General features: G+C 65.1%; 24 protein-coding genes. 13 read left to right on the top strand and 11 right to left on the bottom strand.

The genetic code is table 11. The features are described 5' to 3' along the window. Nucleotides 1–99: 99 nt before the first annotated feature. The 4 genes from socA to QX121_RS26870 all read left to right on the top strand — a co-directional run bounded on the left by socA (nt 100) and on the right by QX121_RS26870 (nt 3,116). The gene (socA, locus tag QX121_RS26885) at nt 100–651 is read left to right on the top strand and encodes a type VI toxin-antitoxin system SocA family antitoxin (RefSeq protein ID WP_315813475.1); all 552 of its coding nucleotides are present in this window, start codon (nt 100–102) and stop codon (nt 649–651) included. Then, the gene (socB, locus tag QX121_RS26880; RefSeq protein ID WP_315813474.1) at nt 629–1,345 is read left to right on the top strand and encodes a type VI toxin-antitoxin system SocB family DNA replication inhibitor toxin; all 717 of its coding nucleotides are present in this window, start codon (nt 629–631) and stop codon (nt 1,343–1,345) included. The genes socA and socB overlap by 23 nt, the downstream gene beginning before the upstream one ends. 176 nt (nt 1,346–1,521) lie before the next feature. Beyond that, nucleotides 1,522–2,364: a DUF3800 domain-containing protein gene (locus QX121_RS26875; protein WP_315813473.1), complete on the top strand. Its 843-nt coding sequence runs from the start codon at nt 1,522–1,524 to the stop codon at nt 2,362–2,364. Nucleotides 2,365–2,732: 368 nt separating this feature from the next. Then, nucleotides 2,733–3,116, top strand: coding sequence for a hypothetical protein (locus QX121_RS26870; protein ID WP_315813472.1), 384 nt, complete (start codon nt 2,733–2,735; stop codon nt 3,114–3,116). A gap of 308 nt (nt 3,117–3,424) precedes the next feature. Here QX121_RS26870 and QX121_RS26865 read toward each other — a convergent pair whose 3' ends face one another. The 8 genes from QX121_RS26865 to dnaK form a co-directional block, all read right to left on the bottom strand. Then, nucleotides 3,425–4,048 carry a 2,3-bisphosphoglycerate-dependent phosphoglycerate mutase gene (locus QX121_RS26865; protein WP_315778141.1) on the bottom strand — a complete coding sequence of 208 codons (624 nt, stop codon included), beginning with the start codon at nt 4,046–4,048 and terminating at the stop codon, nt 3,425–3,427. Between the two features lie 24 nt (nt 4,049–4,072). Then, nucleotides 4,073–4,891: a 4-hydroxy-tetrahydrodipicolinate reductase gene (dapB, locus tag QX121_RS26860; protein WP_315813471.1), complete on the bottom strand. Its 819-nt coding sequence runs from the start codon at nt 4,889–4,891 to the stop codon at nt 4,073–4,075. A 94-nt stretch (nt 4,892–4,985) separates the two neighbouring features. After that, a complete protein-coding gene (locus tag QX121_RS26855; protein WP_315813470.1) occupies nt 4,986–5,288 on the bottom strand; it encodes a DUF1330 domain-containing protein in 303 nt (100 codons plus the stop codon). Nucleotides 5,289–5,320: 32 nt separating this feature from the next. Then, on the bottom strand, nt 5,321–6,052 hold the full coding sequence (pyrF, locus tag QX121_RS26850) for an orotidine-5'-phosphate decarboxylase (protein WP_315813469.1): 732 nt from the start codon (nt 6,050–6,052) through the stop codon (nt 5,321–5,323). A 6-nt stretch (nt 6,053–6,058) separates the two neighbouring features. Then, nucleotides 6,059–6,637, bottom strand: coding sequence for an NAD(P)H-dependent oxidoreductase (locus tag QX121_RS26845; RefSeq protein ID WP_315813483.1), 579 nt, complete (start codon nt 6,635–6,637; stop codon nt 6,059–6,061). Between the two features lie 45 nt (nt 6,638–6,682). Further along, nucleotides 6,683–7,285 (bottom strand): class I SAM-dependent methyltransferase, encoded by a 603-nt coding sequence (locus QX121_RS26840; RefSeq protein WP_315740387.1) that lies wholly within the window; start codon nt 7,283–7,285, stop codon nt 6,683–6,685. Nucleotides 7,286–7,521: 236 nt separating this feature from the next. Beyond that, entirely contained in the window at nt 7,522–8,652 is a 1,131-nt protein-coding gene (gene dnaJ, locus QX121_RS26835; protein ID WP_315813468.1) for a molecular chaperone DnaJ, read from the bottom strand. Nucleotides 8,653–8,796: 144 nt separating this feature from the next. Continuing rightward, a complete protein-coding gene (gene dnaK / locus QX121_RS26830; protein WP_315740389.1) occupies nt 8,797–10,692 on the bottom strand; it encodes a molecular chaperone DnaK in 1,896 nt (631 codons plus the stop codon). A gap of 421 nt (nt 10,693–11,113) precedes the next feature. Between dnaK and QX121_RS26825 the strand changes: the two genes are divergently transcribed. Beyond that, nucleotides 11,114–12,622 carry a hypothetical protein gene (locus QX121_RS26825; protein WP_315813467.1) on the top strand — a complete coding sequence of 503 codons (1,509 nt, stop codon included), beginning with the start codon at nt 11,114–11,116 and terminating at the stop codon, nt 12,620–12,622. 208 nt (nt 12,623–12,830) lie between these two features. Beyond that, nucleotides 12,831–13,766: a hypothetical protein gene (locus QX121_RS26820; protein WP_315778145.1), complete on the top strand. Its 936-nt coding sequence runs from the start codon at nt 12,831–12,833 to the stop codon at nt 13,764–13,766. Between the two features lie 164 nt (nt 13,767–13,930). Here QX121_RS26820 and grpE read toward each other — a convergent pair whose 3' ends face one another. Continuing rightward, nucleotides 13,931–14,551, bottom strand: coding sequence for a nucleotide exchange factor GrpE (grpE, locus tag QX121_RS26815; protein ID WP_315740392.1), 621 nt, complete (start codon nt 14,549–14,551; stop codon nt 13,931–13,933). A 132-nt stretch (nt 14,552–14,683) separates the two neighbouring features. Continuing rightward, nucleotides 14,684–15,772 carry a heat-inducible transcriptional repressor HrcA gene (gene hrcA, locus QX121_RS26810; RefSeq protein ID WP_315784965.1) on the bottom strand — a complete coding sequence of 363 codons (1,089 nt, stop codon included), beginning with the start codon at nt 15,770–15,772 and terminating at the stop codon, nt 14,684–14,686. Nucleotides 15,773–15,956: 184 nt separating this feature from the next. On the opposite strand from hrcA, the gene rph reads away from it, so the two are divergent. The 3 genes from rph to hemW are packed head-to-tail and all read left to right on the top strand — an operon-like array spanning nt 15,957 to nt 18,455. Further along, the gene (gene rph, locus QX121_RS26805) at nt 15,957–16,670 is read left to right on the top strand and encodes a ribonuclease PH (protein WP_315759102.1); all 714 of its coding nucleotides are present in this window, start codon (nt 15,957–15,959) and stop codon (nt 16,668–16,670) included. Continuing rightward, a complete protein-coding gene (gene rdgB / locus QX121_RS26800; protein WP_315784968.1) occupies nt 16,667–17,311 on the top strand; it encodes an RdgB/HAM1 family non-canonical purine NTP pyrophosphatase in 645 nt (214 codons plus the stop codon). Before rph ends, rdgB begins: the two co-directional genes overlap by 4 nt. Continuing rightward, nucleotides 17,298–18,455, top strand: a complete 1,158-nt coding sequence (gene hemW, locus QX121_RS26795; protein ID WP_315813466.1) for a radical SAM family heme chaperone HemW — start codon at nt 17,298–17,300, stop codon at nt 18,453–18,455. Before rdgB ends, hemW begins: the two co-directional genes overlap by 14 nt. A gap of 13 nt (nt 18,456–18,468) precedes the next feature. Here hemW and QX121_RS26790 read toward each other — a convergent pair whose 3' ends face one another. After that, on the bottom strand, nt 18,469–19,677 hold the full coding sequence (locus tag QX121_RS26790) for a penicillin-binding protein activator (RefSeq protein ID WP_315784974.1): 1,209 nt from the start codon (nt 19,675–19,677) through the stop codon (nt 18,469–18,471). Nucleotides 19,678–19,980: 303 nt separating this feature from the next. Here QX121_RS26790 and rsmI point away from each other — a divergent pair, with 303 nt between their 5' ends. The 4 genes from rsmI (at nt 19,981) to QX121_RS26770 (ending at nt 23,246) form a co-directional block, all read left to right on the top strand. Continuing rightward, nucleotides 19,981–20,940, top strand: a complete 960-nt coding sequence (rsmI, locus tag QX121_RS26785) for a 16S rRNA (cytidine(1402)-2'-O)-methyltransferase (RefSeq protein WP_315798586.1) — start codon at nt 19,981–19,983, stop codon at nt 20,938–20,940. Beyond that, nucleotides 20,927–21,337 carry a YraN family protein gene (locus tag QX121_RS26780; protein WP_315740399.1) on the top strand — a complete coding sequence of 137 codons (411 nt, stop codon included), beginning with the start codon at nt 20,927–20,929 and terminating at the stop codon, nt 21,335–21,337. Before rsmI ends, QX121_RS26780 begins: the two co-directional genes overlap by 14 nt. A gap of 33 nt (nt 21,338–21,370) precedes the next feature. After that, a complete protein-coding gene (gshB, locus tag QX121_RS26775) occupies nt 21,371–22,312 on the top strand; it encodes a glutathione synthase (protein ID WP_315813465.1) in 942 nt (313 codons plus the stop codon). A gap of 115 nt (nt 22,313–22,427) precedes the next feature. Continuing rightward, complete coding sequence (locus tag QX121_RS26770; RefSeq protein WP_315784980.1) at nt 22,428–23,246, top strand: exodeoxyribonuclease III; 819 nt, start codon at nt 22,428–22,430, stop codon at nt 23,244–23,246. Nucleotides 23,247–23,275 lie beyond the last annotated feature (29 nt).

Below are 23,275 nucleotides of genomic sequence, written 5' to 3'. Positions count from 1 at the left end.
ATTCGTTCTATAACGAGGCGTTAACAAATTCCCGGGACAACGGAGCCCGGTGCTGAGTCGCGGATTGGTGGCCAGGAATCGTTTAGGTTAGAACAGGCCGTGGCAGAACACCCCCTAGATCCCCGCGCAATTGCGAATCTCATGCTCGATGAGGGGGATAGGCTTGGGCGGGGGATCACTAACCTCGCCTTGCAAAAACTGCTATATTTCGCCCACGCCCTTTTCTTGATCGAGCGAAAACGTCCTCTCGTGTCGGGTTACTTCGAGGCATGGGAATATGGTCCGGTACATCCGGCAGTTTATCAGGCGTTCAAAGTTGCGAAAGACAAGCCAATCACCTTTCGAGCCTGTCAGCGGGATATCGTGACGGGGATTGCTAGCCCCATTCCCGTGCTAACTGAGCCCGAAGTAGTATCCCACGTAGTGCGTATAGTATCCCAATATGGGTCTATGACGCCCAGCCAGTTAGTGAACATATCTCATGCTAAGGGGGCGCCCTGGCACTTTGTGGTAGACAAACCACGAACAGGACTAGCTCTGGGCCTTCGGATCAGCAACGATATCATCGTGAGTCGCTTTAAGTTCCATAAGGTGACCGTTGACAGCGTGGTTTCGACCGGAGAGCCCCGTGAAGATTCCCCCCCTACCTGATACCGACCTCGCTCGCATCGCTCCGCTCTCGGTTCACCTAAAGCGTCGAGCCCTCGAAGCCTTCCGGGTCTCGCACCCGCCATACCGGTACGTGCCGTTCCGCAAAGCGCTGCCAGACATTCTAAACATTCAAACCGGTTTCTTAGCGACTGGCGGTCGAGTTCCGTTCAAACACATTGAGCGAACGATCCAATCCGAATCGTGGTCAGCAGATGAGCTTGCGGCAAATCTCCAAGTCGCGAAATCGCTATACGACTATGCCGAGGCGAACCTCATTGAGGGCCGAAGTCTGGAGTTGTTTCCGCTTCAAGTTGGCGCCGGCAGCAAGCTGGTTTTCTGGCATTCTCTTCTAGTTATCCGAGATGGCCGCCCGGTAATCCCCTTTTTCGACCCCCGGCGCTCGACAACCCAGTTGACGCGCGTAGCACGACAGTTCGTCTTCTCGATTATGCACGAGCGTATTCGCGCGGCAGACCCTGACTACGCCGACGTTACGTTCGCCATCTGGCAATTTACCGCGCCGAAAAAAGGACCTAGGGTTGCGTTCGCGCATGAAGAAATCGGTGTCCCGCTCTTTAGCTTCGAGCAGATCGAGGCGATGGTGCAGGAAACCTATGAGATATGGGGCGAGATCTATACGCGCCGAGCTAAGACACAACCGCCACGCCGCGCCACGGGCACCGGCTTTCTCTAGGTGGAAATAAAGCTGATGACGCAGCCGGCTGTCGGTGGCGGAGCAATATGAAATCCGTTGCGGACCTACTACGCTATGTCCTTCGGTGAAAGACGGAATGGGAATTTTTTCGGAGAACTGAGTAAGCCGGTTCGGAAGCCGGACGCTGTATCAGCGACTGTAATCAACCGAAACTCATGGCGCTTGAATATATCATCTACTGCGACGAGTCCGAGGAAGGGGGGCGCTACTTCTCAAACTTCTACGGCGGAGCGTTGGTCACCTCCAAAGACCTTGAGCCGGTTCGCGAAGCTCTCGAAGAGAAGAAGCTCGCGCTCAACCTCCATGGCGAGGTCAAGTGGACCAAAATCACCGAGAATTACGCACAGAAATACATCGACCTTCTTGACACATTTTTTGATCTGGTAGCTGCAGTTAAGATCAAAGTCCGCGTTATGTTTACTCAGAACGTGAATGTACCGAAGAACCTGTCGCGTAGACATATCGATGAAAAGTATTTCATTCTTTACTATCAGTTCTTGAAGCATGCATTCGGTTTGAACTGCTCACCGCTGACTACCGGCGTTGATCTACGGATCTATCCGGATCAACTACCAGATACGGCAGAGAAGGCCGCGCAGTTTAGGTCGTACCTTGTTGCTCTGGAGAAAAGCCCTAGTTTCAGGCAACGCAAAATCTCAATAAGACCTGAGAATGTTACGGACGTCCGCTCACATGAGCACGTCATTCTTCAGTGTCTCGACATTGTTACCGGTGCGATGTGGTTTCGGTTGAACGACATGCACAAAGAGAAAGTTGCGCCCCGCAAGCGCGGCAAAAGGACAAAGGCGAAAGAGCGCGTCTACAATCACATTAATACGCGTGTACGAGCGATCTATCCTAACTTCAACATTGGTGTTTCCACTGCGCGGCCCACCGCAACCGCGGCATGGGATCATCCTTATCGCCACTGGCTCTTCGTTCCGAAAGAACGAATTTATATCCCGAACAGTAAGCGGAAGAAGAAGGGGACCCCATAGTCCCTACGTCAATACCCCAAGTGGAACTTAAGGCTTCGAGACGTACAGGGCCCCCAACGATTCGCGGCCATCGCCGAACTCGATTCTATACGAGTCAAGATATATATCGTTCTCTTAACGCTTTCCACCGCTATCCGGGGTTTTCCCCGGCTCTTGCGTCGAGGTGCCAGCCTTTAAAGGCAAGCGCTAGGTCTCGGAGGAGATATCTTCGACCGCAGTCGACTGAGAAGCGTGCGCGCTATCTTGTAATGACTTCTCTGAAACATAATCTTCTTGCGTATTATCCGAATTTATGATTTTATCCTCCCATCCCGCCTCGACGAGAGGGGCGTTGCGCGCGATCGTCACGACACGCGGGGCGGGGAGCGATGGCCGCGGTTTGCCGCAGCGTGTCTTCGGGCGCGCCGACGAACGGCTGGACTGCGGACGTGAAGTCGCAGGGTCTTGATACCCCGATGCTGGTATCAACTCACGACGAAGCTTCGCTTCGCGTGGGGATGGTGGCCAACAAGCCCGGCGCACCAGGGAGACTGCGTATAAGCGTTAAGACCGTCGCGCGGGGAATGCCGGTTGTTCCGGCTGAACCTGTGGTGACTGCCGCCTGCTTTTTTTCTGCAGGCGGGCCATGGGTGCGGCCAGCATCCGGCATTCCCCGCGCCCTCTCGGATTTCGGAGGGACATGGTTGCAGCAGGACTCGGGCGAGATGCGCCGCGAGATCGTGGAGCCGTGGGCGGGGCTGTTTGAGATGTGAATCGGGGAGAAAGATCGGCGTGCCGGTGATCGCACTGGCCGATTCCCTCCGCGTCGTCGCGGGCCTCATGGTTCGAGACGCGTCGCAAGGGCGACGCTCCTCACCATGAGGGGCGGCTTCGCATTCGGAGCTGCGAATTGACGATGAGCAGCGTGCTCATGGAAGGGGCGAGCTCCGGAGCAACTTACGCCCCTCACCCTGAGGAGCCCGCCGCAGGCGGGCGTCTCGAAGGGCGAGGCCCGGACCTTGGCCTCATGGTTCTCAAGGCGATGCGGGAGCATCGGAGACGGAACGCTTTGGGCGCGCGATCAGCCCGCCAGATCCAGCTTCGACTCCACCGTGGAGTCCGCATTCAGCCGGTAGATGATCGGCACGCCCGTCGCCAGTTCGCGCTTCAGAATGCCCTCCGGCGTGAGCTTTTCCAGCACCATGATCAGGGCGCGGAGCGAGTTGCCGTGGGCGGCGACCAATGTGCGCTGGCCACGCAGGACGCCGGGGAGAATTTCCTGGACGTAGTAGGGCAGCGCGCGGGCCAGCGTATCCTTGAGGCTCTCGCCGCCGGGCGGGGGGACGTCGTAGGAGCGGCGCCAGACGTGGACCTGCTCCTCGCCCCATTTGGCGCGGGCGTCGTCCTTGTTGAGGCCGGAGAGGTCGCCATAGTCGCGCTCGTTGAGCGCGAGGTTTTTGCTGGTCGGCAGGCCGGTCTGGCCGAGCTCGGTCAGGATCAGATCGAGCGTGTGCTGGGCGCGCGTCAGCACCGAGGTGAAGGCGACGTCGAAGACCAGCCCCTGCGCCTTCAGCTTGCGCCCGGCCTCCTTGGCCTCGGCCACGCCCTGCTCGGTCAGGTCCGGATCCTTCCAGCCGGTGAACAGGTTCTTCAGATTCCACTCGCTCTGGCCGTGGCGCACCAGCACCAGGAGACGTTCGCTCATCAGTTCGCTTCCATCGACGTTGAACTAGAAAAGGTCCTTGAGGCCGAGCACGTCGTCCATCGTGTAGTAGCCCGGCGGCTTGCCATGCGCCCACAGCGCCGCCTTCAGCGCGCCATGGGCGAAGATCATGCGGTCCTCGGCCTGGTGCGACAGCACCAGCCGCTCCGAGGGACCGGCGAAGATGACGCTGTGATCGCCCGCCGCCGTGCCGCCGCGCAGCGAGGCGAAGCCGATGTCGCCGCTGCGGCGCTCGCCGGTGATGCCGTCGCGGCCACGGGCGGAATGCTCGTCGAGCGCGATGCCGCGGCCCTCGGCCGCGGCGCGGCCGAGCATCAGCGCGGTGCCGGAGGGCGCGTCGACCTTGTGCTTGTGATGCATCTCGAGGATCTCGATGTCGAAGCCGGCGTCGAGCGACTTCGCCACCTGCTTGACCAGCGCCGCCAGCAGGTTGACGCCGAGGCTCATATTGCCGGACTGCACGACGACGGCGCGCTTGGTGACGCTCTTGATGACGGCGTCGTCCGACGATGACAGGCCGGTCGTGCCGACGACGTGGACGATGCCGCGCTCGGCGGCGATCGCGACGTTGGCGATGGTCGCGGCCGGGACGGTGAAGTCGAGGATGCCGTCGGCCTCGGCGGACATGGTCCAGAGGTCGCCCGACAGTGTGATGCCGTTGGCGGGCAGGCCGGCGAGAACGCCGGCGTCCTTGCCGATCAGCTCCGAGCCCGGAGCTTCGAGCGCGCCCGCCAGCACGGCGCCGTCGGTCTCGGCGATCGCGCGCACCAGGGCGCGGCCCATGCGGCCGCCGGCTCCGGCAACGATCAAGCGCATCTTTGACATGTCAACTCCTCCGCCCCTTCAAGGGCTATAGCCGGGGCTGATAGCGGCGGCAACCGAGCGAGGCCAAGTCGCGGGTGGCCGGGGCGGGCGGCGATCAGGGCTGCGGGCCGTCATAGCCCTCGATGATCACCAGGTCGCCTTGCGAATGCGGCGCGCGCATCGCCACCAGCCGCTGGTATTCGGCAGAATTGTAACACGCCAGCGCGGTGGCGTAGTCCTTGAACTCGATCACGACGTTGCGCGAGCGCGAGGTGCCTTCCTTGGTCTCGTACTGGCCGCCACGGACTAGGAACCTGGCGCCGTACTGGTGGAACACCGCGCCGTTCTGCGCGACGTAGTCCTTGTAGCCGTCCATGTTGTGCACGTCGATCCGCGCGATCCAATAGGCCTTGGGCATCCCTGTCGTCTCCTTGCTCTCGGTCGCCTTGCTCAAGCTCGGTTGGTCTTGCCGACCAGCGCGACGGCGCTGGCGATGTCGGCGACGATGCTCTCGGCGGCCGCCGCCGGATCGGCGGCGCCGGTCACCGGACGGCCGACGACGAGGCGGTCGGCGCCGCCAGCGATCGCCAGCGCCGGGGTCATGATGCGCTTCTGGTCGCCAACGTCTGATCCCGCCGGGCGGATCCCGGGGGTGACGAGCTGCATGTCAGGGCCGACCAGCGGGCGCACCAGCTCGGTCTCCTCGGGCGACAGGATCAGGCCGTGGATGCCGATCTCTTTCGCCTGCACGGCGCGCCGGGCGACGAGCTCCTTCACGCCCATGGCGTAGCCGGCGGCGGCGAGGTCGGCATCGTCATAGGAGGTCATGACGGTGACGGCGAGCAGCTCGAGGCTGGAGCCGGCAGCGCCGGCGAGCGCGGCCTTCATGCTCTGGGAGAAGCCGTGCACGGTGAGGAAGCGGGCGCCGAGCCTGGCGATCTGGCGGGTGGCGCGCTCGACGGTGGTCGGGATGTCGTGCAGCTTGAGGTCCATGAACACGTGCTTGCCCTCGGCCGCGAGCCGTTCGGCGAGGCCGAGGCCGCCGGCATAGGTCAGCTCCATGCCGATCTTGTAGAATGTCACGGCGTCGCCGAGCCTGATGATCATGGCTTCGGCATCCGCCACGCTCGGCAAATCGAGCGCCACGATCAGGCGGTCGCGGGGAGCAATCTCGGTCGGCATGTCACCTCACATCGTATGTTGCGCGACAACGATCAGCTCCCGCACCAGGGCGTCGAGCGCCGTGATGTCGGCGGGCAGTTTGAGCCGGTCCATGTCGTTGTAGGCCTTGTCGGCGCAGGCCAGCGCAAGCTGGCTCGGGATCACCGTCGCGTTGCAGGCAGTCAGCATCAGCCGCAACGCCGAGAGTGCACGCACGCCGCCGAAGCGATTCTCGGAGGCGGCGGCGATCGCAAACGGCCTGCTGCGGAACACCGCGCCGCGGCTGCCCGGCGGCTCGTCGACGCGCGAGATCCAGGTGATGGCGTTGCTCAGCAGCGGCGGCACCGAGGCGTTGTATTCCGGCGTCACCAGCAGCACGGCATGATGAACGCCGATCATGCGCGTCAGATTCACGGCGTGAAATGGAATGCCCGATTGCGCCTCGAGGTCGGCGTCGTAGATCGGCAGCGGGAAGTCGGCGAGCGAGATGCGGGTGATTTCGGCGCCGGCCTGCACGAACTGATAGGCCGCTGCCGCGGCGAGCTTCGCGTTGTGCGAGCCGACCCGCGTCGAACCGGGGATGATGAGGATCTTCAGCGCGGACATCGTGAGGTCGGTCAACGACCCGCCACGAAGGATCGCGGCCGCCGGTCAGGGCTTGCGATACACCCAGACGCGCGCCGGCGGAAGGTTCATCCAGATGCGCTCGGACGCCTGCGTGGTGACGCCGGGCAGCGACTTCGGAATCGGCGGCACGACGGAATAGGTGAACTGCACGAACGGCGCATTCGGCGACATCGCCGCGAACGCATCGCGGATCAGCTTCATGCGGGTCAGCATCGGCTTGGTCACGAGCGGCAGGCCGGAGACGACGGCGGAGGCCGGGGCGCCCAGCACGTTCCAGAGCGTGTCGCGAAGGCGATAGGCGTCGCCCTGGACCACCTTGGCCTGCGGGTAGCGATCGCGCAGCAGGGCGCAGAAACTCGGATTGTACTCGACCAGCACCAGCCGCTTCTGATCGATCCCATGTTCGACCAGCGCATTGGTGATCGCGCCGGTGCCCGGTCCGAGCTCGATGACGGGGCCTGTCCCGTGCGGATCGACGTACTGCGCCATCGTGCGGGCCAGCAGCCGACTCGACGGCATGACGGCGCCCATGTGCAGCGGCTTTTCGATCCATGAGCGGAGGAAGCGCACTTCGTCGTCCAGACGGAGAGGCTTTTTCGACGCACGCACGGACGTTTGCAAGGGCATCTCAGTACCAGACGGGACCGTCTTCACGGCGATGTCAGAAAAGAGTCACAAAGACGTATAGGGCGCAGGCGGGGCGGTCAAGCCGAACCGTAACGTACGATTAAGGCTGGCGGGTCCGCGCTCTTACAGTTGCATTCGATAATTTTTTGCATGTGCAAAGCAGCAAATTCGCTCGACACATGAATCCCGAAGTCATTCGGCGAGGCTACCTGGCCGTGCTTGCTTGAACGCACGGCTCAGTTCGCCGCCTTGCCGAAGAAATCCTTGACCTTGGTGAAGAAGCCAGCCGCCTCGGGCTGGGTCGCTCCCGAGGACAGCTTCTCGAACTCGGCAAGCAGCTCTTGCTGCTTCTTGGTCAGGTTCTGCGGCGTCTCGACCACGATCTGGACATACATGTCGCCGGTCTGGCGCGAGCGCAGCACCGGCATGCCCTTGGCCGCGATCCGAAACCGGCGCCCGGACTGCGCGCCGGCGGGAATCCTCACCTTGGTCTTGCCCTTGTCGATCGTCGGCACCTCGAACTCGCCGCCAATCGCCGCCGTCACCATCGAGATCGGCACCCGACAATGCAGGTCGGCGCCGTCGCGCTGGAAGAACTCGTGCTGGGTCAGCGACAGGAAGATGTAGAGATCGCCGGGCGGTCCGCCGCGCAACCCCGCCTCGCCCTCGCCGGCAAGACGAATGCGGGTGCCGTCCTCGACGCCCTGGGGAATGTTGACGGACAGCGTGCGGTCACGGGTGACGCGTCCGGAGCCGGAGCAGGACGGACAGGGGTCCTCGATCATCTGGCCGCGGCCGTGACAGCCGGGGCAGGTCCGCTCCAGGGTGAAGAAGCCCTGCGCCTGCCGCACGCGGCCGGCGCCGCCGCACATCGAGCAGGTCTTCGGCTTGGTGCCGGCCTTGGCGCCGGTGCCGGAGCAGGATTCGCAGGTCACCGAGACCGGAATCTCGATCTGCGCCGTCTTGCCCTGGAACGCCTCTTCCAAGGTGATTTCCATGTTGTAGCGCAGATCGGCGCCGCGCTCGCGCCCGGTGCCGCCGCGTCGCTGCCCGGCCATGCCGAACAGGTCCTCGAAGATGTCAGAGAACGAGGAGGCAAAGCCGGCGCCGAAGCCGTGCGCGCCGCCCATGCCGCCCTGCTCGAAGGCGGCGTGGCCATAGCGGTCGTAGGCGGCGCGCTTGTCGGCGTCGCGCAGCACCTCGTAGGCCTCGTTGATTTCCTTGAATTTCACTTCGCTGGAGGCATCGCCCGGATTCTTGTCCGGATGCCACTTCATGGCCAGCTTGCGGAAGGCGGCCTTGAGCTTGGTCTCGTCGGCGTCGCGCTCGACTTCCAGGGTCTCGTAGTAGCAGCGCTTGGTGGACATCAATCAAACCCGCCCGAACTTCGCCCAATAGGAACGGCTGGCGCGATCGCCGCGCGCGTTCCGGTCAATGAAAATGACCCCCATCCAACGAGCCGCAAAGTGCGCTCTTTGGCATGGGGGTCATGGTCACTACCTCTGCCTCAGTTAAGCAGATTTCTTCTTGTCGTCGTCGACCTCGGTGAACTCCGCGTCGACCACGTCATCCTTGGCGGCGTCGCGGGCCGCATCGGTCTCGGCCTGCTGCTTGTACATGGCCTCGCCGAGCTTCATCGACGCCTGGGCCAGCGTGTTGGTCTTGGCCTTGATCGCCTCGGCATCGTCGCCCTTCAGCGCTTCCTTGAGATCGCTGACGGCATCCTCGATGGCGCGGCGCTCGGTGTCGGCGACCTTCGAGCCATGCTCGGCCAGCGCCTTCTCGGTGGAGTGCACCAGCGCGTCCGCATGGTTCTTGGCGTCGACCGCCTCGCGGCGCTTCTTGTCCGCCGCGGCATTGGCCTCGGCGTCCTTGACCATCTTGTCGATGTCGGCTTCCGACAGACCACCCGAGGCCTGAATGCGGATCTGCTGCTCCTTGCCGGTGGCCTTGTCCTTGGCCGAGACGTTGACGATGCCGTTCGCGTCGATGTCGAACGTCACCTCGATCTGCGGCATGCCGCGCGGGGCCGGCGGAATGCCCATCAGGTCGAACTGACCGAGCATCTTGTTGTCGGCCGCCATCTCGCGCTCACCCTGGAAGACCCGGATGGTGACCGCGTTCTGATTGTCCTCGGCGGTCGAGAACACCTGGCTCTTCTTGGTCGGGATCGTGGTGTTGCGGTCGATGATGCGGGTGAACACGCCGCCCAAGGTTTCGATGCCGAGGGACAGCGGCGTCACGTCGAGCAGCAGCACGTCCTTGACGTCGCCCTGCAGCACGCCGGCCTGAATCGCCGCACCGATCGCCACCACCTCGTCGGGGTTGACGCCCTTATGCGGCTCCTTGCCGAAGAACTGCTTCACCATCTCCTGGATCTTCGGCATGCGGGTCATGCCGCCGACCAGCACCACTTCGCCGATCTCGCCGGCGGTCAGGCCGGCATCCTTCAGCGCCTTGCGGCACGGCTCGATGGTCTTCTCGACGAGGTCGGCCACCAGCGCCTCGAACTTGGCGCGGGTCAGCTTCATCGTCAGATGCTTCGGACCGGACTGGTCCGCGGTGATGAAGGGCAGGTTGATCTCGGTCTGCGTGGTCGACGACAGCTCGATCTTGGCCTTCTCGGCAGCTTCCTTGAGGCGCTGCAGGGCGAGCTTGTCGTTGCGCAGGTTGATGCCCTGCTCCTTCTGGAATTCGTCGGCGAGGTAGCTGACCAGACGCATGTCGAAGTCTTCACCGCCGAGGAAGGTGTCGCCGTTGGTCGACTTCACCTCGAACACGCCGTCGCCGATCTCCAGGATCGAGACGTCGAAGGTGCCGCCGCCGAGGTCGTACACGGCGATGGTGCCGGCCTTCGTCTTGTCGAGGCCGTAGGCGAGCGCAGCCGCGGTCGGCTCGTTGATGATGCGCAGAACCTCAAGGCCCGCGATCTTGCCCGCGTCCTTGGTGGCCTGGCGCTGGGCGTCGTTGAAGTAGGCGGGGACGGTGATGACGGCCTGGTCGACCTTCTGGCCGAGATGGGCTTCCGCGGTCTCCTTCATCTTCTGCAGGATGAAGGCGGAGACCTGCGAGGGCGAATAGGTCTTGCCGTCGGCCTCGACCCAGGCGTCGCCGTTGCCGGCTTTGACGATCTTGTAGGGGACGAGCTTCTTGTCCTTCTCGACCATCGGGTCGTCGTAGCGGCGGCCGATCAGTCGCTTGACCGCGAAGAAGGTGCGTTCGGGGTTGGTCACGGCCTGGCGCTTGGCCGGCTGGCCGACCAGGCGTTCGCCATCGTCACTGAACGCGACGATCGACGGCGTCGTGCGCATGCCCTCGGCGTTCTCGATGACTTTCGACGATTTGCCGTCCATGACGGCCACGCACGAATTCGTGGTGCCGAGATCGATCCCGATGACCTTTCCCATGGTCTCATATTCCTTCTTTTTGCGGCAGGTTGGGTGGGGCCCTGACGGCGCCCCCATCCAAAACCCCCTCAGATCAAATGCTCGCGATATTGCGACGATGAGCGTCATATAGGAGGGGGGGACTGGCCCGCAAGGACCGGACCAGGGGTTCGACCCAACGAAAATCACGGCCGTCGCCGAACGACCTCATGGAGACATCAGAGCGGCCCATCGGAATTGGCGGCGACGCGAAACGGCGGCTCGGACCGGAGACGACTGCGCGAATCCACCTGCCGGCACGTCGAATGGCCCCGTGCGAAATAGGAGGGTGCGATCGCGGGCAAGTGCGACAAATCCGGTACCGCTGATCTGCCCCAATGACCGAAATGCGTTGTTAACCCACGGGCCCTAGCCTGCCGCACTCCTGGGACGGGAATGAGGCATGGTCATCGACTCCGATTGGGGCTTTCCGCAGCGCGCGCGCGAAGCCGGCCAAGCCACGTTCCCAGGACTGCTGATCTGTGCCATCGTGGTTGCAGCGGCGTGGCTGCGGTACGTCCTTCCCCTCAATGTCGATGTCAGCTGGTGGCTCCTCGTCAGCGAGCGCATGCTCGATGGACAGCGGCTCTACGTCGACATCCTCGAGACGAACCCGCCGATGGCTGGGTTGGTCTATCTGCTGGCCGTCGCGCTGGCGCGTGCGATCCATCTCAGGCCCGAGCTGGCGACGAATATCCTGATCTTCGTGCTGACCGCGGCATCCCTGACGCTGGTATGGCTGCTGCTGCGGACATCGGCCCTGCGCCATCGTCTCGCCGACGGCAGGCTGGCGGCGTGGACGACCGCCCTGCTTCTGATCGCGCCGATGTATGATTTCGGCCAGCGGGAACATCTGGCCCTGATCACGATATTGCCGGCGATCGCGGTGTACATCCTGCGCGCCAGGCGCGAGCGGGTGGCCCCGGCGGCCATGCTCATCGCCGGGCTCAGTGCCGGCCTCACGATGAGCTTCAAGCCTTATTTCGCCTTCAGCGTCGGCTTCTGCATACTCGCCGCCGCGGCTCAGGCGCGCGACTGGCGCGTGCTGTTCGCGCTGGAGAACTGGATCGCCGCGGCCCTGGTGCTGATCAACGCGGCGTGCATCTACCTGTTCTTTCCCGAATATTTCACGGTCATCTATCCGCTGGTCCGCGACGTCTATCTGCTTCTGAAGGCGCCCGTGCCGACCATCCTCGTGACCCTGCCGATGGGCCTGTGGCTGGCTGCAGCAGTCATCATCCTCATTCTTCAGCGCGCGCAGCACGAGCGCGACGCCGCATCGTTCACCACATTGGCCGCATCACTCGGGTTCCTGGTGTCATTCGTCGCGCAGCAAAAGGGCTGGGGCTACCATGCCTATCCGATGGTGGCGCTGGCGCTGCTTGCCGCCGGCCTTGCCGTGTCGGCGATCGACGCCAGCCGCGACGCGCGACGCTGGCCGCGTGTCGCCACCGCTCTCGCCGGCGCCGTGCTCTTCGTGCAGACCTGCTTCTGGTTCAATGGTAGTGTCGACGTCCAGCAGATCGAAGCCCAGGTGGCCCGGCTCGGGCCGCGCCCGAGCATGCTGGTGCTCAGCGCGGCGGCGGTCATCGGGCACCCCATGGTGCGGACCCTTGATGGCACCTGGATCTCGCGCCAGGAGGCGTTCTGGGTCCGGGAAATCGTTCGCCGGTCGCAACAAGACGGAACCATCGATTCACAAACTGCGCAGAGGCTCGCGCCCTATGTGGAACGTGAACGCGCCGGGATCATCGCCGACTTCCGGAGGCAACCGCCCGACGTCGTCCTGATCGACAATCAGAACAGCGACTGGGGCGACTGGGCGCGTTCCGACCCCGAGATCAGGGCTCTGCTCGCGCCCTATGTGCTGGTGCAGACCGTCGATGGCGTCGAAATCCTGAAGCGCGGCTAGCACGGCACCGTCATCAGCCCGCCTTTCGAGGCGAAATGACCTGGGAAATGCGACCCGCAGGGCGCGCTGATCGCCGCAGGCGATCAAAACCGCGCGCCCGGCCTGTTGCGGGGGGCGCAAAGCCGCTAAAAGCGTGCCGCCGAAGACCACGCTGGCGAGGACCCCCGACCGCCTCGGCGCGAGGCCTCGGTCAACGAGGCAATGTTTGATGATGATCGTTCGATTCTTCGCCGCGGCTACCCTGCTGATGTCGCTGCTGCACTCCGCCATGGCCGCCGAAGCCATATTTCCGCCCGGCGTCCGCATCGGGCTCGCGCCGCTGGTGGGGCTCGCCAAGGCCAAGACGTTTTCCGGCTTCGAAACCGAGGACCAGAGCGTCAAGGTGCTGCTGACCGAACTGCCGGCGGCCGCCTATGGCGAGGTGAAGAATGCGTTTACCGCCAATCCCGCCGGGACCGGCAGCGTCAAGCCGGAGAGCATCGAGACCGCCGCCGGCACCGCCTACTACACGGTTGAGAACGGTCGGGATGGCGCCACGCCGGTGCGGCGCTACTCGATGATCCTGCCCGGCAACGGCTTCTCCGGCTACGTGGCCGTGCAGATCCCGGAGACCGCGAGCCGGATCTACACCGACGATGCCGTGCGTCAGATGTTCGCCTCCGCCGTCGTCCGCAAGGACGTTCCCGTCGACGAGCAGCTCGCGATGATGCCGTTCAAGGTGACCGAGCTCTCCGGGTTCAAGACCATCCGCACGCTCGGGCCGGGTGCCTTGATCCTGGCCGACGGCGAAGAGGACAAGGGCTTCGAAGCCGCGCCCTTCGTGGTGATCGGGCTCGTGGCCGGGGTGGCCCCGGAGGCGGGCGACCGCGCGCGTGTCGCCCAGCAGGCGGCCACCACCATTCCGGGCGTCCGCGAAGCGCGCATCACGATGTCCGAGCCGATCCGCATCGACGGCCAGCCGGCCTACGAGACCCGGCTCGAAGCCACCAGCGGCAAGGACAATACGCCGGTGACCGTGGTGCAATGGCTGCGCTTCGGCGGGCCGAATACACTGCGGATCATCGGCAGCGCGCCGCGCGATCAGTGGTCGGTAGCCTTCCCGCGCTTCCGCGCCGTCCGCGACGGCATCCAGCCGAGAGGCTGAGCCCAACTCGGTATCCGGACGCCGCGGTCTCATCGGCCGCGGTCCACTTGCCGCGACACGAACTACAAACTCGCGCCGACAAACAAGAAGCCACGGGCATCACCGCCCGTGGCTTCTTCGTTGGACTGACAGGACGGCAGGAGAAGACCTGCCTATGCTCGCCGTCACGCGGCGCTGTTCGACTGATCGTTGCTCGGCGCGGGCGCCGCCTTCGCGCCACCCTTGGACACGCCGACCAGCGCGGGACGCAGGATGCGCTCGCCGATCATGAAGCCGGCCTGCACGACCTGCACCACGGTGCCCGACGGCACCGACGAATCCGGGACCTCGTACATCGCCTGCTGGAAGTTGGGGTCGAACTTCTGTCCCGTCGGATCGAACTTCTTGACGCCGTTCTTCTCCAGCGTGTTGAGCAGCGAGCGCTCGGTGAGCTCGACGCCCTCGATCAACGATTTGAGGCCTGCATCGGCATTGGCGCGTGTCTCGGCCGGCACGGCATCGAGCGCGCGCTGCAGATTGTCGGCGATGTCGAGCACGTCGCGCGCGAAGCCGGTAATGCCGTACATGCGTGCATCGGCGACTTCACGGGCCGTCCGCTTGCGCAGGTTCTCCATCTCCGCCAGCGTGCGCAGCATCTTGTCGCGCGCGTCGGCCGCCTCCTTGGCAAGGGCCTCGGCCGAGCCGGTCTCAGGATCGTCGGGCATGATGTAGGGCTTGGAGACGACGGGGTCGCTGGCCTGCGCCGGGTTTTCCGGATCATTCTTATGCAGGTCGGGATCGGTCATGGACAGACTCGCAAGTTCGGCTGACGGGTTTTGGGGGTATGGGGCGGGATATCGTGCTTTGAGCGTCGAAAATCAAGCGCAGCCTGACCATCGCGCCCGGAGGCGCTGTCCGCGGGTTAATCATGTCACGCGTCAGCCACCCAGCAGCCGGCTGACCAGACGCGCGGCATAATCGACCGTCGGGATCACCCGGGCATAGTTGAGCCGGGTCGGACCGATGACGCCAAGCACGCCGACGATGCGACCCGTGGCGTCGGAATAGGGCGATACGATCGTCGACGAGCCCGACAGCGAGAACAGCTTGTTCTCCGAGCCGATGAAGATGCGGACACCTTCCGCGTTCTCTGCCCGTCCAAGCAGATCGACGACGCCGCGCTTGGTCTCGAGATCGTCGAACAGCCGCCGCACGCGCTCGAGATCTTCGAGCGCATGCAGGTCCTCGAGCAGGTTGGCGTGGCCGCGCACGATGAGCTGCCGCTCGTCGCTGTCCCCTCCGGACCAGCTCGCGACACCGGCGGCGATCACCTTCTGCGTCAGCAGGTCGAGCTCGGCGCGATCATGCGCCAGCGCCGTCTCGAGCTCGAGCCGTGCTTCCGCCAGCGTCCGGCCTCTGATGCGGGCATTGAGGAAATTCGACGCCTCGGTCAGCGCCGAGGACGGCACGCCCGGCGGCAGAACCAGAACCCGGTTCTCGACCTGCCCGTCCTCGCCCACCAGCACGACCAGCGCACGCTCGGGCTCGAGCCGCACGAACTCGATGTGCTTCAGCCGAGTGTTGGATTTTGCGGTCAGCACCACGGCAGCGGCACGGGTCAGACCCGACAGCCGGGTCAGCGCCTCGTCCAGAGCGGCCTCGACCGATTGCGCCCGCCCGACCGCGGCGAGCTGGCTCTGGATCGATTGCTGCTCAGCCTCGGTCATGTCGCCGACCTGCATCAGGGCGTCCACGAAGAAACGCAGGCCGGCCTCGGTCGGCAGCCGGCCGGCCGAGGTGTGCGGCGCGTAGATCAGGCCGAGCTGCTCGAGATCGGCCATGACGTTGCGCACCGAGGCCGGCGACAGCGGAACCGCGATCAGCCGCGAAATGTTGCGCGAGCCGACCGGCTCGCCGGTCGCCAGATAGCTTTCGACGATCTGCCGGAAGATCTCGCGCGAGCGCTCGTTGAGCTGCGCCAGACCGGCCGGCGGTGTCATCAGGTTGATCGGATCGTGGTGGGCCACCAGATGCTCTCCTCGCAGCTGCCTATAATGTGTCCATGCGGCGGCTCGGTGGCAAGCCGGTCGTCGCGTGCTCTCGGGCGCGACGAGGCCATGATAATCCCTTGATAAGCCCTTGCCGCTGCCGGTCGCGGCTCCTACAAGGCCGGTCAAAGTCGGTCTTTCGCGCGCTTTCACGGAGAGAATCATGCGGCCGAGCCGCCGTGCACCGGATGAACTGCGGGCCGTGAGCCTGGAACGCGGCGTCGTCAAATACGCCGAGGGCTCCTGCCTGGTGAAGTTCGGCGACACCCATGTGCTGGTCACCGCCACGCTGGAGGACCGGCTGCCGCCCTGGCTCAAGGGCCAGGGGCGCGGCTGGATCACGGCTGAATACGGCATGCTGCCGCGCGCCACGCTGGAACGGACCCGGCGCGAGGCCTCCGCCGGCAAGCAGACCGGTCGCACCGTCGAGATCCAGCGTCTGATCGGCCGCTCGCTGCGCACCGCGATCGACCTGGAAGCGCTCGGCGAGCGCCAGATCACGGTCGATTGCGACGTGCTGCAGGCCGACGGCGGCACGCGCACGGCGTCGATCACCGGCGCCTGGGTGGCGCTGGCTGACTGCATCAAGTGGATGAAGTCGCGCAACATGATCAAGACCGAGGTGCTGCGCGCCAACGTCGCCGCGATCTCCTGCGGCATCTACAACGGCACGCCGGTGCTGGATCTCGACTACGCCGAGGATTCCGAGGCGGAGACCGACGCCAATTTCGTCATGACCGGCGACGGCCGCATCATCGAGGTGCAGGGCACGGCGGAGAAGACGCCGTTCACCGAGGCCGAGCTCCTGGCGCTGATGGCACTGGCCCGCAAGGGCGTGGCGCGACTGGTCGACCTGCAGAAGATGGCGGTCGCGTGAGTAGCGGTCATCGCAAGCTCACGGGGCGCCTCGTCATCGCGACCCACAATCCCGGCAAGCTTGCCGAGATGCGCGAGCTGCTCGCCCCCCATGGCGTCGAGGCGGTGTCGGCCGGCGATCTCGGCCTGGACGAGCCGGACGAGACCGGCGAGACCTTCCAGGCCAACGCCCGCATCAAGGCGGTCGCCGCGGCCAAGGCCGCGCAGCTTCCTGCCTTTGCCGACGATTCCGGTATCGTGGTTCATGCGCTCGATGGGGCGCCGGGGATCTATTCGGCGCGCTGGGCCGGACCGGACAAGGATTTCACCAGCGCGATGGCGCGGATCGAGCGCCTGCTGCAGGAGCGGGGCGCGATGAGTGCCGACAAGCGCACCGCGCATTTCGTCTCGGCGCTGTGCGTGGCGTGGCCGGACGGTCATGTCGAGGAGGTCGAGGCGCGGGTCGACGGCACCCTGGTCTGGCCGCCGCGCGGCACGGCGGGCTTCGGCTACGACCCGATGTTCCTGCCCGAGGGCCACGACCGGACCTTCGGCGAGATGACCAGCATCGAGAAGCATGGCCTGCCGCCGCTCGGGCTCGGCCTGTCGCACCGGGCGCGCGCCTTCGTGAAGCTCGCGGAGATCTGCCTTGACCAGCGCTGACAGCGAAGCGTTCGGCGTCTATGTGCACTGGCCGTTCTGCCTGTCGAAATGTCCGTATTGCGACTTCAACAGCCATGTCCGGCATGCCGCCATCGATCAGGACCGCTTCGCCCGCGCCTTTGCGCAGGAGATCGCGACCACGGCCGCCCGCATCGGGCCGCGCACCGTCACGTCGATCTTTCTCGGCGGCGGCACGCCGTCGCTGATGCAGCCGCAGACGGTCGGCGCCATTCTCGACGCGATCGGCAAGCACTGGCACGTCGCTGGCAATGTCGAGGTGTCACTCGAAGCCAATCCGACCAGCGTCGAGGCGACACGCTTTGCCGGCTACCGCGCCGCCGGCGTCAACCGGGTCTCGCTCGGCGTCCAGGCGATGGACGATGCGTCGCTCAAGATGCTGGGACGCCTGCACACCGCCGAGGAGGCGATGAAGGCGGTGGCGATCGCGCGCAATGCGTTCGAGCGTTATTCGTTCGATCTGATCTACGCCCGGCCCGACCAGACGCCGGCGATGTGGACCGAGGAGCTGACGCGCGCGATCGGTGAGGCGGCTGAGCACCTGTCGCTGTATCAACTGACGATCGAGGAAGGCACGCCGTTCTTCGGCCTGCACGCCGCAGGCAAGCTGACGACGCCGGATGAAGGCCTGGCCCGCACCTTGTACGACGTCACGCAGGAGATCTGTGGCCGTCACGGACTGCCGGCCTATGAGATCTCCAATCATGCCCGCCCGGGCGCGGAGTGCCGGCACAATCTGATCTATTGGCGCGGCCACGAATATGCCGGCATCGGCCCCGGCGCCCATGGTCGTCTCGACATCGGCGGCATCAGGCATGCGACCGCGACCGACAAGCGGCCGGAGGCCTGGCTGATGCGGGTGGAGTCCAACGGTCATGGTGTGATGACCGACGACGAGCTCAACCGCGAGGAGCGCGCCGACGAATTCCTGCTGATGGGGCTGCGTTTGGCCGAAGGCATCGACCCCAGGCGGTATGCCGCGATCTCCGGCCGTGCGCTCGATCCGCGCCGCATCGCGCTGCTGCGCGAGGAGGGCGCCATCGCGGTCGATCCGGATGGACGGCTGCGCGTGACTCAGGATGGCTTTCCGGTGCTCGACGCGGTCGTCGCCGATCTCGCCGCCTGAAGGATGCTGCGACTCACGTCGCGCTGAAGCTCTTCGGCGCGCCGGCGACCGTCTGTCCGCCACCCGAACCGACGCGCATCACGGCAAGCCCGCGCTCATTGGTGCCGTCGCTGCGGAACCGGAACAGCCCATCGATGCCGGCAAAGCCCGATGCATTGGTCAGGACATCGGGCGCGAAGCGCTGGTTGCCCTGGGTGCGCGCCAACGCGGCCACGAGCGCCACCGCATCGTAGGCGAGGGTTGCCGTGCGCACGGGATCGCCGCCGAACCGCGTCCGGTAGCGACCGGCGAAGGCGCGGAAGCCGGAGGGATCCGGCGCAGCATAGAGGCCACCCTGCAGGCTGGCGCTGGCATAGACGCGCGGATTGTCCCACAACCCGGTGCCGAGCAACTGAATGTTGCGCAGATTGGCGCCGGCCGCGGTCAGCGCATCGGCGGTTGCCGCGACCGATTCGCCGTCGTCGGCCAGCAGCAGCGCATCGGCACCGCCGAGCGCCTGCGCCACCGTGCGCGCAGACCCGGCGCGGTCGCCGGAATATTTCTCGAACGCCACGATGCGTCCGCCGCGGCGGCTGACCGCGGTCTTGAACGCACCCTCGACGACGGTTCCATAGGCATTGTCGGGCAGCAGCGCCGCGAACGAGCGTTTGCCGACGCTGGCGGAATATTCGACGATGCGGCTGGCGTCGGACTCCGGCAGGAAGCTGAGCAGATAGACGCCGCGCCCCGCCACGCTCGAATCGGTCGAGAAGGCGATGACCGAGATGTTGCGCGCGCGCGCCACCTGGGCGGTCGCCGGTACCGAGCCCGCGAACAGCGGGCCGAGAATGATCTCGGCGCCTTCATCGCAGGCCTGTTGCGCACCCTGCTGCGCCCCTTGCGGGCTGCCGGCGTCGTCCTTGATCAGGAGCTGGATGTTGGGGTTCTGAAACTCGGCGAGCGCCATCTCGGCCGCGTTCTTCATCGATTGCGCAGCCACGCCGGCATTGCCCGACGCCGACAGCGGCAGAATCAGCCCGACCTTCACCTGGCCGTTACCGGCAACCGCCGGCTGCTGCGGCGGTCCCGCCGGCGCCGTCGGCTGCTCGAACGGATTGAAGCCCTGCTGGACGTTGGAGCACGCCGACAGCAGCGGCGCGCCGACGATCAGGCCCAGCGCCGTTCGCCGGGCGACCCCATGGGGTCCCGGACCGAGAGAGTTGGGATGACGCGGGCCCACCATGGCATCTCTTCGTTCGGCCAAGACCGGCCAGAAGTTCCCCAAACGCACGTCCGCCAAGCCGTGCTGATTCACTCATATTGTCGACGAATAGTTAAGCAAAACAAAAGGCTGTCACCGCCACAAAGCCGATCAATTCGACGTTTTGCACGGCCTATCCCCTGCTCGTACACATCCCCATTGACGTGCAGTTTCGGACTTGAAGGTTCGATGAACGGCCACGCGCCCATGCCGATCGGAACTTCAAAATTGCTGCGCGGCTGTTCCCCTGTGGCAATCCCGCGGCATGCCCTTTAAATTACCTCGATGGGCGCGAAGGCAATCCCCAAGACGTCGCCAGACGACGGCAAATCTTCCACCACGTCGACCTACCTGGTGGCGGGTCAAATCGTCGTGGCACCCAAGGCACGGCCTGGATTGCATCTGGTGGCAACGCCGATCGGCAATCTCGGCGACATCACGCTGCGTGCACTGGAAACCCTGGCCGGCGCCGACATCATCTTCTGCGAGGACACGCGAATCACGCGGCGCCTGACCGAGCGCTACGGCCTGGGCGCGGAACTCGCAGCCTATCATGAGCACAATGCCGAAGCGGTCAGGCCGCGGATCCTGCAACGTCTGGCCAGAGGGGCAGCCATCGCGCTGGTGTCGGACGCCGGCACGCCGCTGATCTCCGATCCCGGCTACAAGCTGGTGCGCGAGGCCTGTGAGGCCGGACACGCCGTCACCGCGCTGCCGGGACCTTCCGCCGTGCTCGCGGCGCTGAGCGTGGCGGCGTTGCCGACCGACCGCTTCTTCTTCGAGGGATTCCTGCCGGCCAAGCAGCAGGCGCGGCGCACGCGGCTGTCCGAGCTCGCGCGGATCGAGGCGACGCTGGTTCTGTTCGAGGCGGGCAGCCGGGTGCAGGAGACGCTGGCCGATCTCGCCGATGCCATGGCTGGGCGTCAGGCCGCGATCTGCCGCGAGCTCACCAAGCTGCACGAGGAGGTGCTGCGCGGAGCAATCGGCGATCTCGCTGCACGGGCCGGCGATCTCGAAACGCGCGGCGAATTCGTGCTGGTGATCGGTCCACCGCCGCGCGATGCCGAGGTGCTGACCCAGGACGCACTGGACGCCGTGCTCAGGGATCTGTTGCAGCGATCGAGCGTCAAGGACGCCGTGATGCATGCCGTCGAGCTGTCGCGCCGGCCGCGACGCGAGGTGTATGCGCGCGCGCTCGAGCTCTCGAAGGGCGCGCGGTCGGGGGAGGCCGATGGCAAAGACTGAGCGTGCCTCCCCAGACAAGCCGGCGAAGACGGCGGCACCCGAGCGCGTCGCCGCCTTCCGCACTGGATTGTCGGCGGAAGCCCGTGCCGCAGCGCTGCTGATCGCCAAGGGCTACCGCATCCTCGCCAAACGCTTCCGCACGCCCCATGGCGAGATCGACATCATAGTACGCAAGCGCAGCCTGGTCGCCTTCGTCGAGGTCAAGGCGCGCGCCTCGCTCGACGATGCGGCCTATGCCGTGACGCCTCGCCAGCAGCAGCGCATCATCGATGCCGCGCAGGCCTGGTTGATGGCGCATCCGGACCATGCCGAATTCGAGCTGCGCTTCGATGCGATTCTGGTTGCGCCGCGCAGCCTGCCGCGCCATCTGATGGCGGCCTTCGACGCCAGCACCTGACATGAACTGACTGCAGAGAGCAGGGACCTGCCCATGAAACTGAATGTCGCCGTCCAGATGGATCCGATCGCGCGCATCAACATCCGCGGCGACTCGACCTTTGCGATGCTGCTCGAAGCACAGCGGCGCGGACATGGCCTGTGCTACTACACGCCCGACAAGCTGTCGCTGCGCGGCGAGGAGCTGTACGCGCCGGTGCAGGCGCTGACCGTGCGCGACCAGGTCGGCGACCACTTCACGCTCGGCGAGCCCAAGCCGACGGCGCTGACCTCGTTCGACGTCGTGCTGCTGCGCCAGGATCCGCCGTTCGATCTCGCCTACATCACCTCGACGCATTTCCTCGAGCGCATCCATCCGAAGACGCTCGTGATCAACGATCCCGCCAGCGTGCGCAACGCGCCGGAAAAGCTGTTCGTGATGAATTTCCCGCAATTGATGCCGCCGACCTTGATCTCGCGCGATCTCGACGAGATCAACGCCTTCCGCGATCAGCACGGCGCTGTCGTGATGAAGCCGCTGCATGGCCATGGCGGCGCGGCAGTGTTCCGCGTCATGCCGCAGGACATGAATTTCGGCTCGCTGTTCGACATGTTCTCGGTGACGTTCAAGGAGCCCTGGGTGATCCAGCGCTTCCTCCCCGAGGTGAAGCATGGCGACAAGCGCATCATCCTGGTCGACGGCGAGTTCGCCGGCGCCGTCAACCGCGTGCCGGCGGCGGACGATCTGCGCTCCAACATGGTGCGCGGCGGCGCCGCGCAGGCCACCGATCTCAGCGCCCGTGAGCGCGAGATCTGCGACACGCTGGGTCCTGAATTGCGCGCGCGCGGCCTGCTGCTGGTCGGCATCGACGTCATCGATGGCAACCTCACCGAGATCAACGTGACGTCGCCGACCGGCATCCGCGCGATCTCGCGGCTCGGGGGCCCCGACATCGCCGCCCGCGTATGGGACGTCATCGAGAGCAAGCGGCGCTGATCAGGCACCGTCCGACATGGCTGGGGATAAGGCCAGCCAACGCGGTCATTCCGATGCGTCAGAAGCGGAGCGGAATCGCCGACATCAACGCATTTCATGATATGACGCGGGTCTCATGCGTCTCGTCCTGACCACCTGGAACATCAATTCGGTGCGCCTGCGCATCGACCTCGTCGCCAAGCTCATCAAGCAGGTCAGGCCCGATGTGCTGTGCCTGCAGGAGACCAAGTGCATCGACGACGCCTTCCCGCTGAAGCGTTTCAAGCGGCTCGGCTATGAGCACGTCGCGCTGAACGGGCAGAAGGGCTATCACGGCGTCGCCGTGATCTCGAAATGGCCGTTCGAGGAGACCAACGTCCGCACCTTCTGCGACAAGGTGGATTCGCGCCACATCACGGTGGCGTTCGGCGAGAAGGCGCAGCTCGCGCAGCCGCTGGTGCTGCACAATTTCTACGTGCCCGCAGGCGGCGACATTCCCGACCCCGCGCTCAACCCGAAATTCGAGCACAAGCTGCAATTCCTCGACGAGATGAAGGCGTGCGAGCCGCTGCATCCGCGCGGCGACGACCGGCACATCCTGGTCGGCGATCTCAACGTCGCGCCGCATGAACACGATGTCTGGTCGCACAAACAGCTCCTGAAGGTGGTGTCGCACACGCCGGTCGAATGCGAGAAGCTGTTGGCGGCGCAGGCCCATGGCGAATGGGTCGACGTCGCCCGCGAGCGCATCCCGATGTCGGAGAAGGTCTACACCTGGTGGAGCTATCGTGCCGCCGACTGGACCGTCGGTGATCGCGGCCGAAGGCTCGACCACATCTGGGTGTCACGCGCACTGAAGGACCGGGTCAGCGACTTCAGGATCCTGCGCGACGCCCGCAGCTGGGAGCGGCCGTCGGATCATGTGCCGGTCACGGTGACGCTGGACGTGTCGTAGCGAAAGCGAAGCTGACCCGCCCGGTCACG

The organism is Bradyrhizobium sp. SZCCHNR2028 (assembly GCF_032380995.1).
Lineage (GTDB): Bacteria > Pseudomonadota > Alphaproteobacteria > Rhizobiales > Xanthobacteraceae > Bradyrhizobium.
The sequence above is the reverse complement of the archived record's forward strand: the minus strand, read 5'-3'. Positions and strand labels throughout refer to the sequence as shown.

Bases quoted from the DNA above. Each gene is read 5' to 3' on its own strand.
- QX121_RS26875 (WP_315813473.1), top strand. From the start codon at position 1,522: ATGGCGCTTGAATATATCATCTACTGCGACGAGTCCGAGGAAGGGGGG.
- QX121_RS26870 (WP_315813472.1), top strand. From the start codon at position 2,733: ATGGCCGCGGTTTGCCGCAGCGTGTCTTCGGGCGCGCCGACGAACGGC.
- QX121_RS26865 (WP_315778141.1), bottom strand. From the start codon at position 4,048: ATGAGCGAACGTCTCCTGGTGCTGGTGCGCCACGGCCAGAGCGAGTGG.
- dapB (WP_315813471.1), bottom strand. From the start codon at position 4,891: ATGTCAAAGATGCGCTTGATCGTTGCCGGAGCCGGCGGCCGCATGGGC.
- QX121_RS26855 (WP_315813470.1), bottom strand. From the start codon at position 5,288: ATGCCCAAGGCCTATTGGATCGCGCGGATCGACGTGCACAACATGGAC.
- pyrF (WP_315813469.1), bottom strand. From the start codon at position 6,052: ATGCCGACCGAGATTGCTCCCCGCGACCGCCTGATCGTGGCGCTCGAT.
- QX121_RS26845 (WP_315813483.1), bottom strand. From the start codon at position 6,637: ATGTCCGCGCTGAAGATCCTCATCATCCCCGGTTCGACGCGGGTCGGC.
- QX121_RS26840 (WP_315740387.1), bottom strand. From the start codon at position 7,285: ATGCCCTTGCAAACGTCCGTGCGTGCGTCGAAAAAGCCTCTCCGTCTG.
- dnaJ (WP_315813468.1), bottom strand. From the start codon at position 8,652: ATGTCCACCAAGCGCTGCTACTACGAGACCCTGGAAGTCGAGCGCGAC.
- dnaK (WP_315740389.1), bottom strand. From the start codon at position 10,692: ATGGGAAAGGTCATCGGGATCGATCTCGGCACCACGAATTCGTGCGTG.
- QX121_RS26825 (WP_315813467.1), top strand. From the start codon at position 11,114: ATGGTCATCGACTCCGATTGGGGCTTTCCGCAGCGCGCGCGCGAAGCC.
- QX121_RS26820 (WP_315778145.1), top strand. From the start codon at position 12,831: ATGATGATCGTTCGATTCTTCGCCGCGGCTACCCTGCTGATGTCGCTG.
- grpE (WP_315740392.1), bottom strand. From the start codon at position 14,551: ATGACCGATCCCGACCTGCATAAGAATGATCCGGAAAACCCGGCGCAG.
- rph (WP_315759102.1), top strand. From the start codon at position 15,957: ATGCGGCCGAGCCGCCGTGCACCGGATGAACTGCGGGCCGTGAGCCTG.
- QX121_RS26790 (WP_315784974.1), bottom strand. From the start codon at position 19,677: ATGGTGGGCCCGCGTCATCCCAACTCTCTCGGTCCGGGACCCCATGGG.
- rsmI (WP_315798586.1), top strand. From the start codon at position 19,981: ATGGGCGCGAAGGCAATCCCCAAGACGTCGCCAGACGACGGCAAATCT.
- QX121_RS26780 (WP_315740399.1), top strand. From the start codon at position 20,927: ATGGCAAAGACTGAGCGTGCCTCCCCAGACAAGCCGGCGAAGACGGCG.
- gshB (WP_315813465.1), top strand. From the start codon at position 21,371: ATGAAACTGAATGTCGCCGTCCAGATGGATCCGATCGCGCGCATCAAC.
- QX121_RS26770 (WP_315784980.1), top strand. From the start codon at position 22,428: ATGCGTCTCGTCCTGACCACCTGGAACATCAATTCGGTGCGCCTGCGC.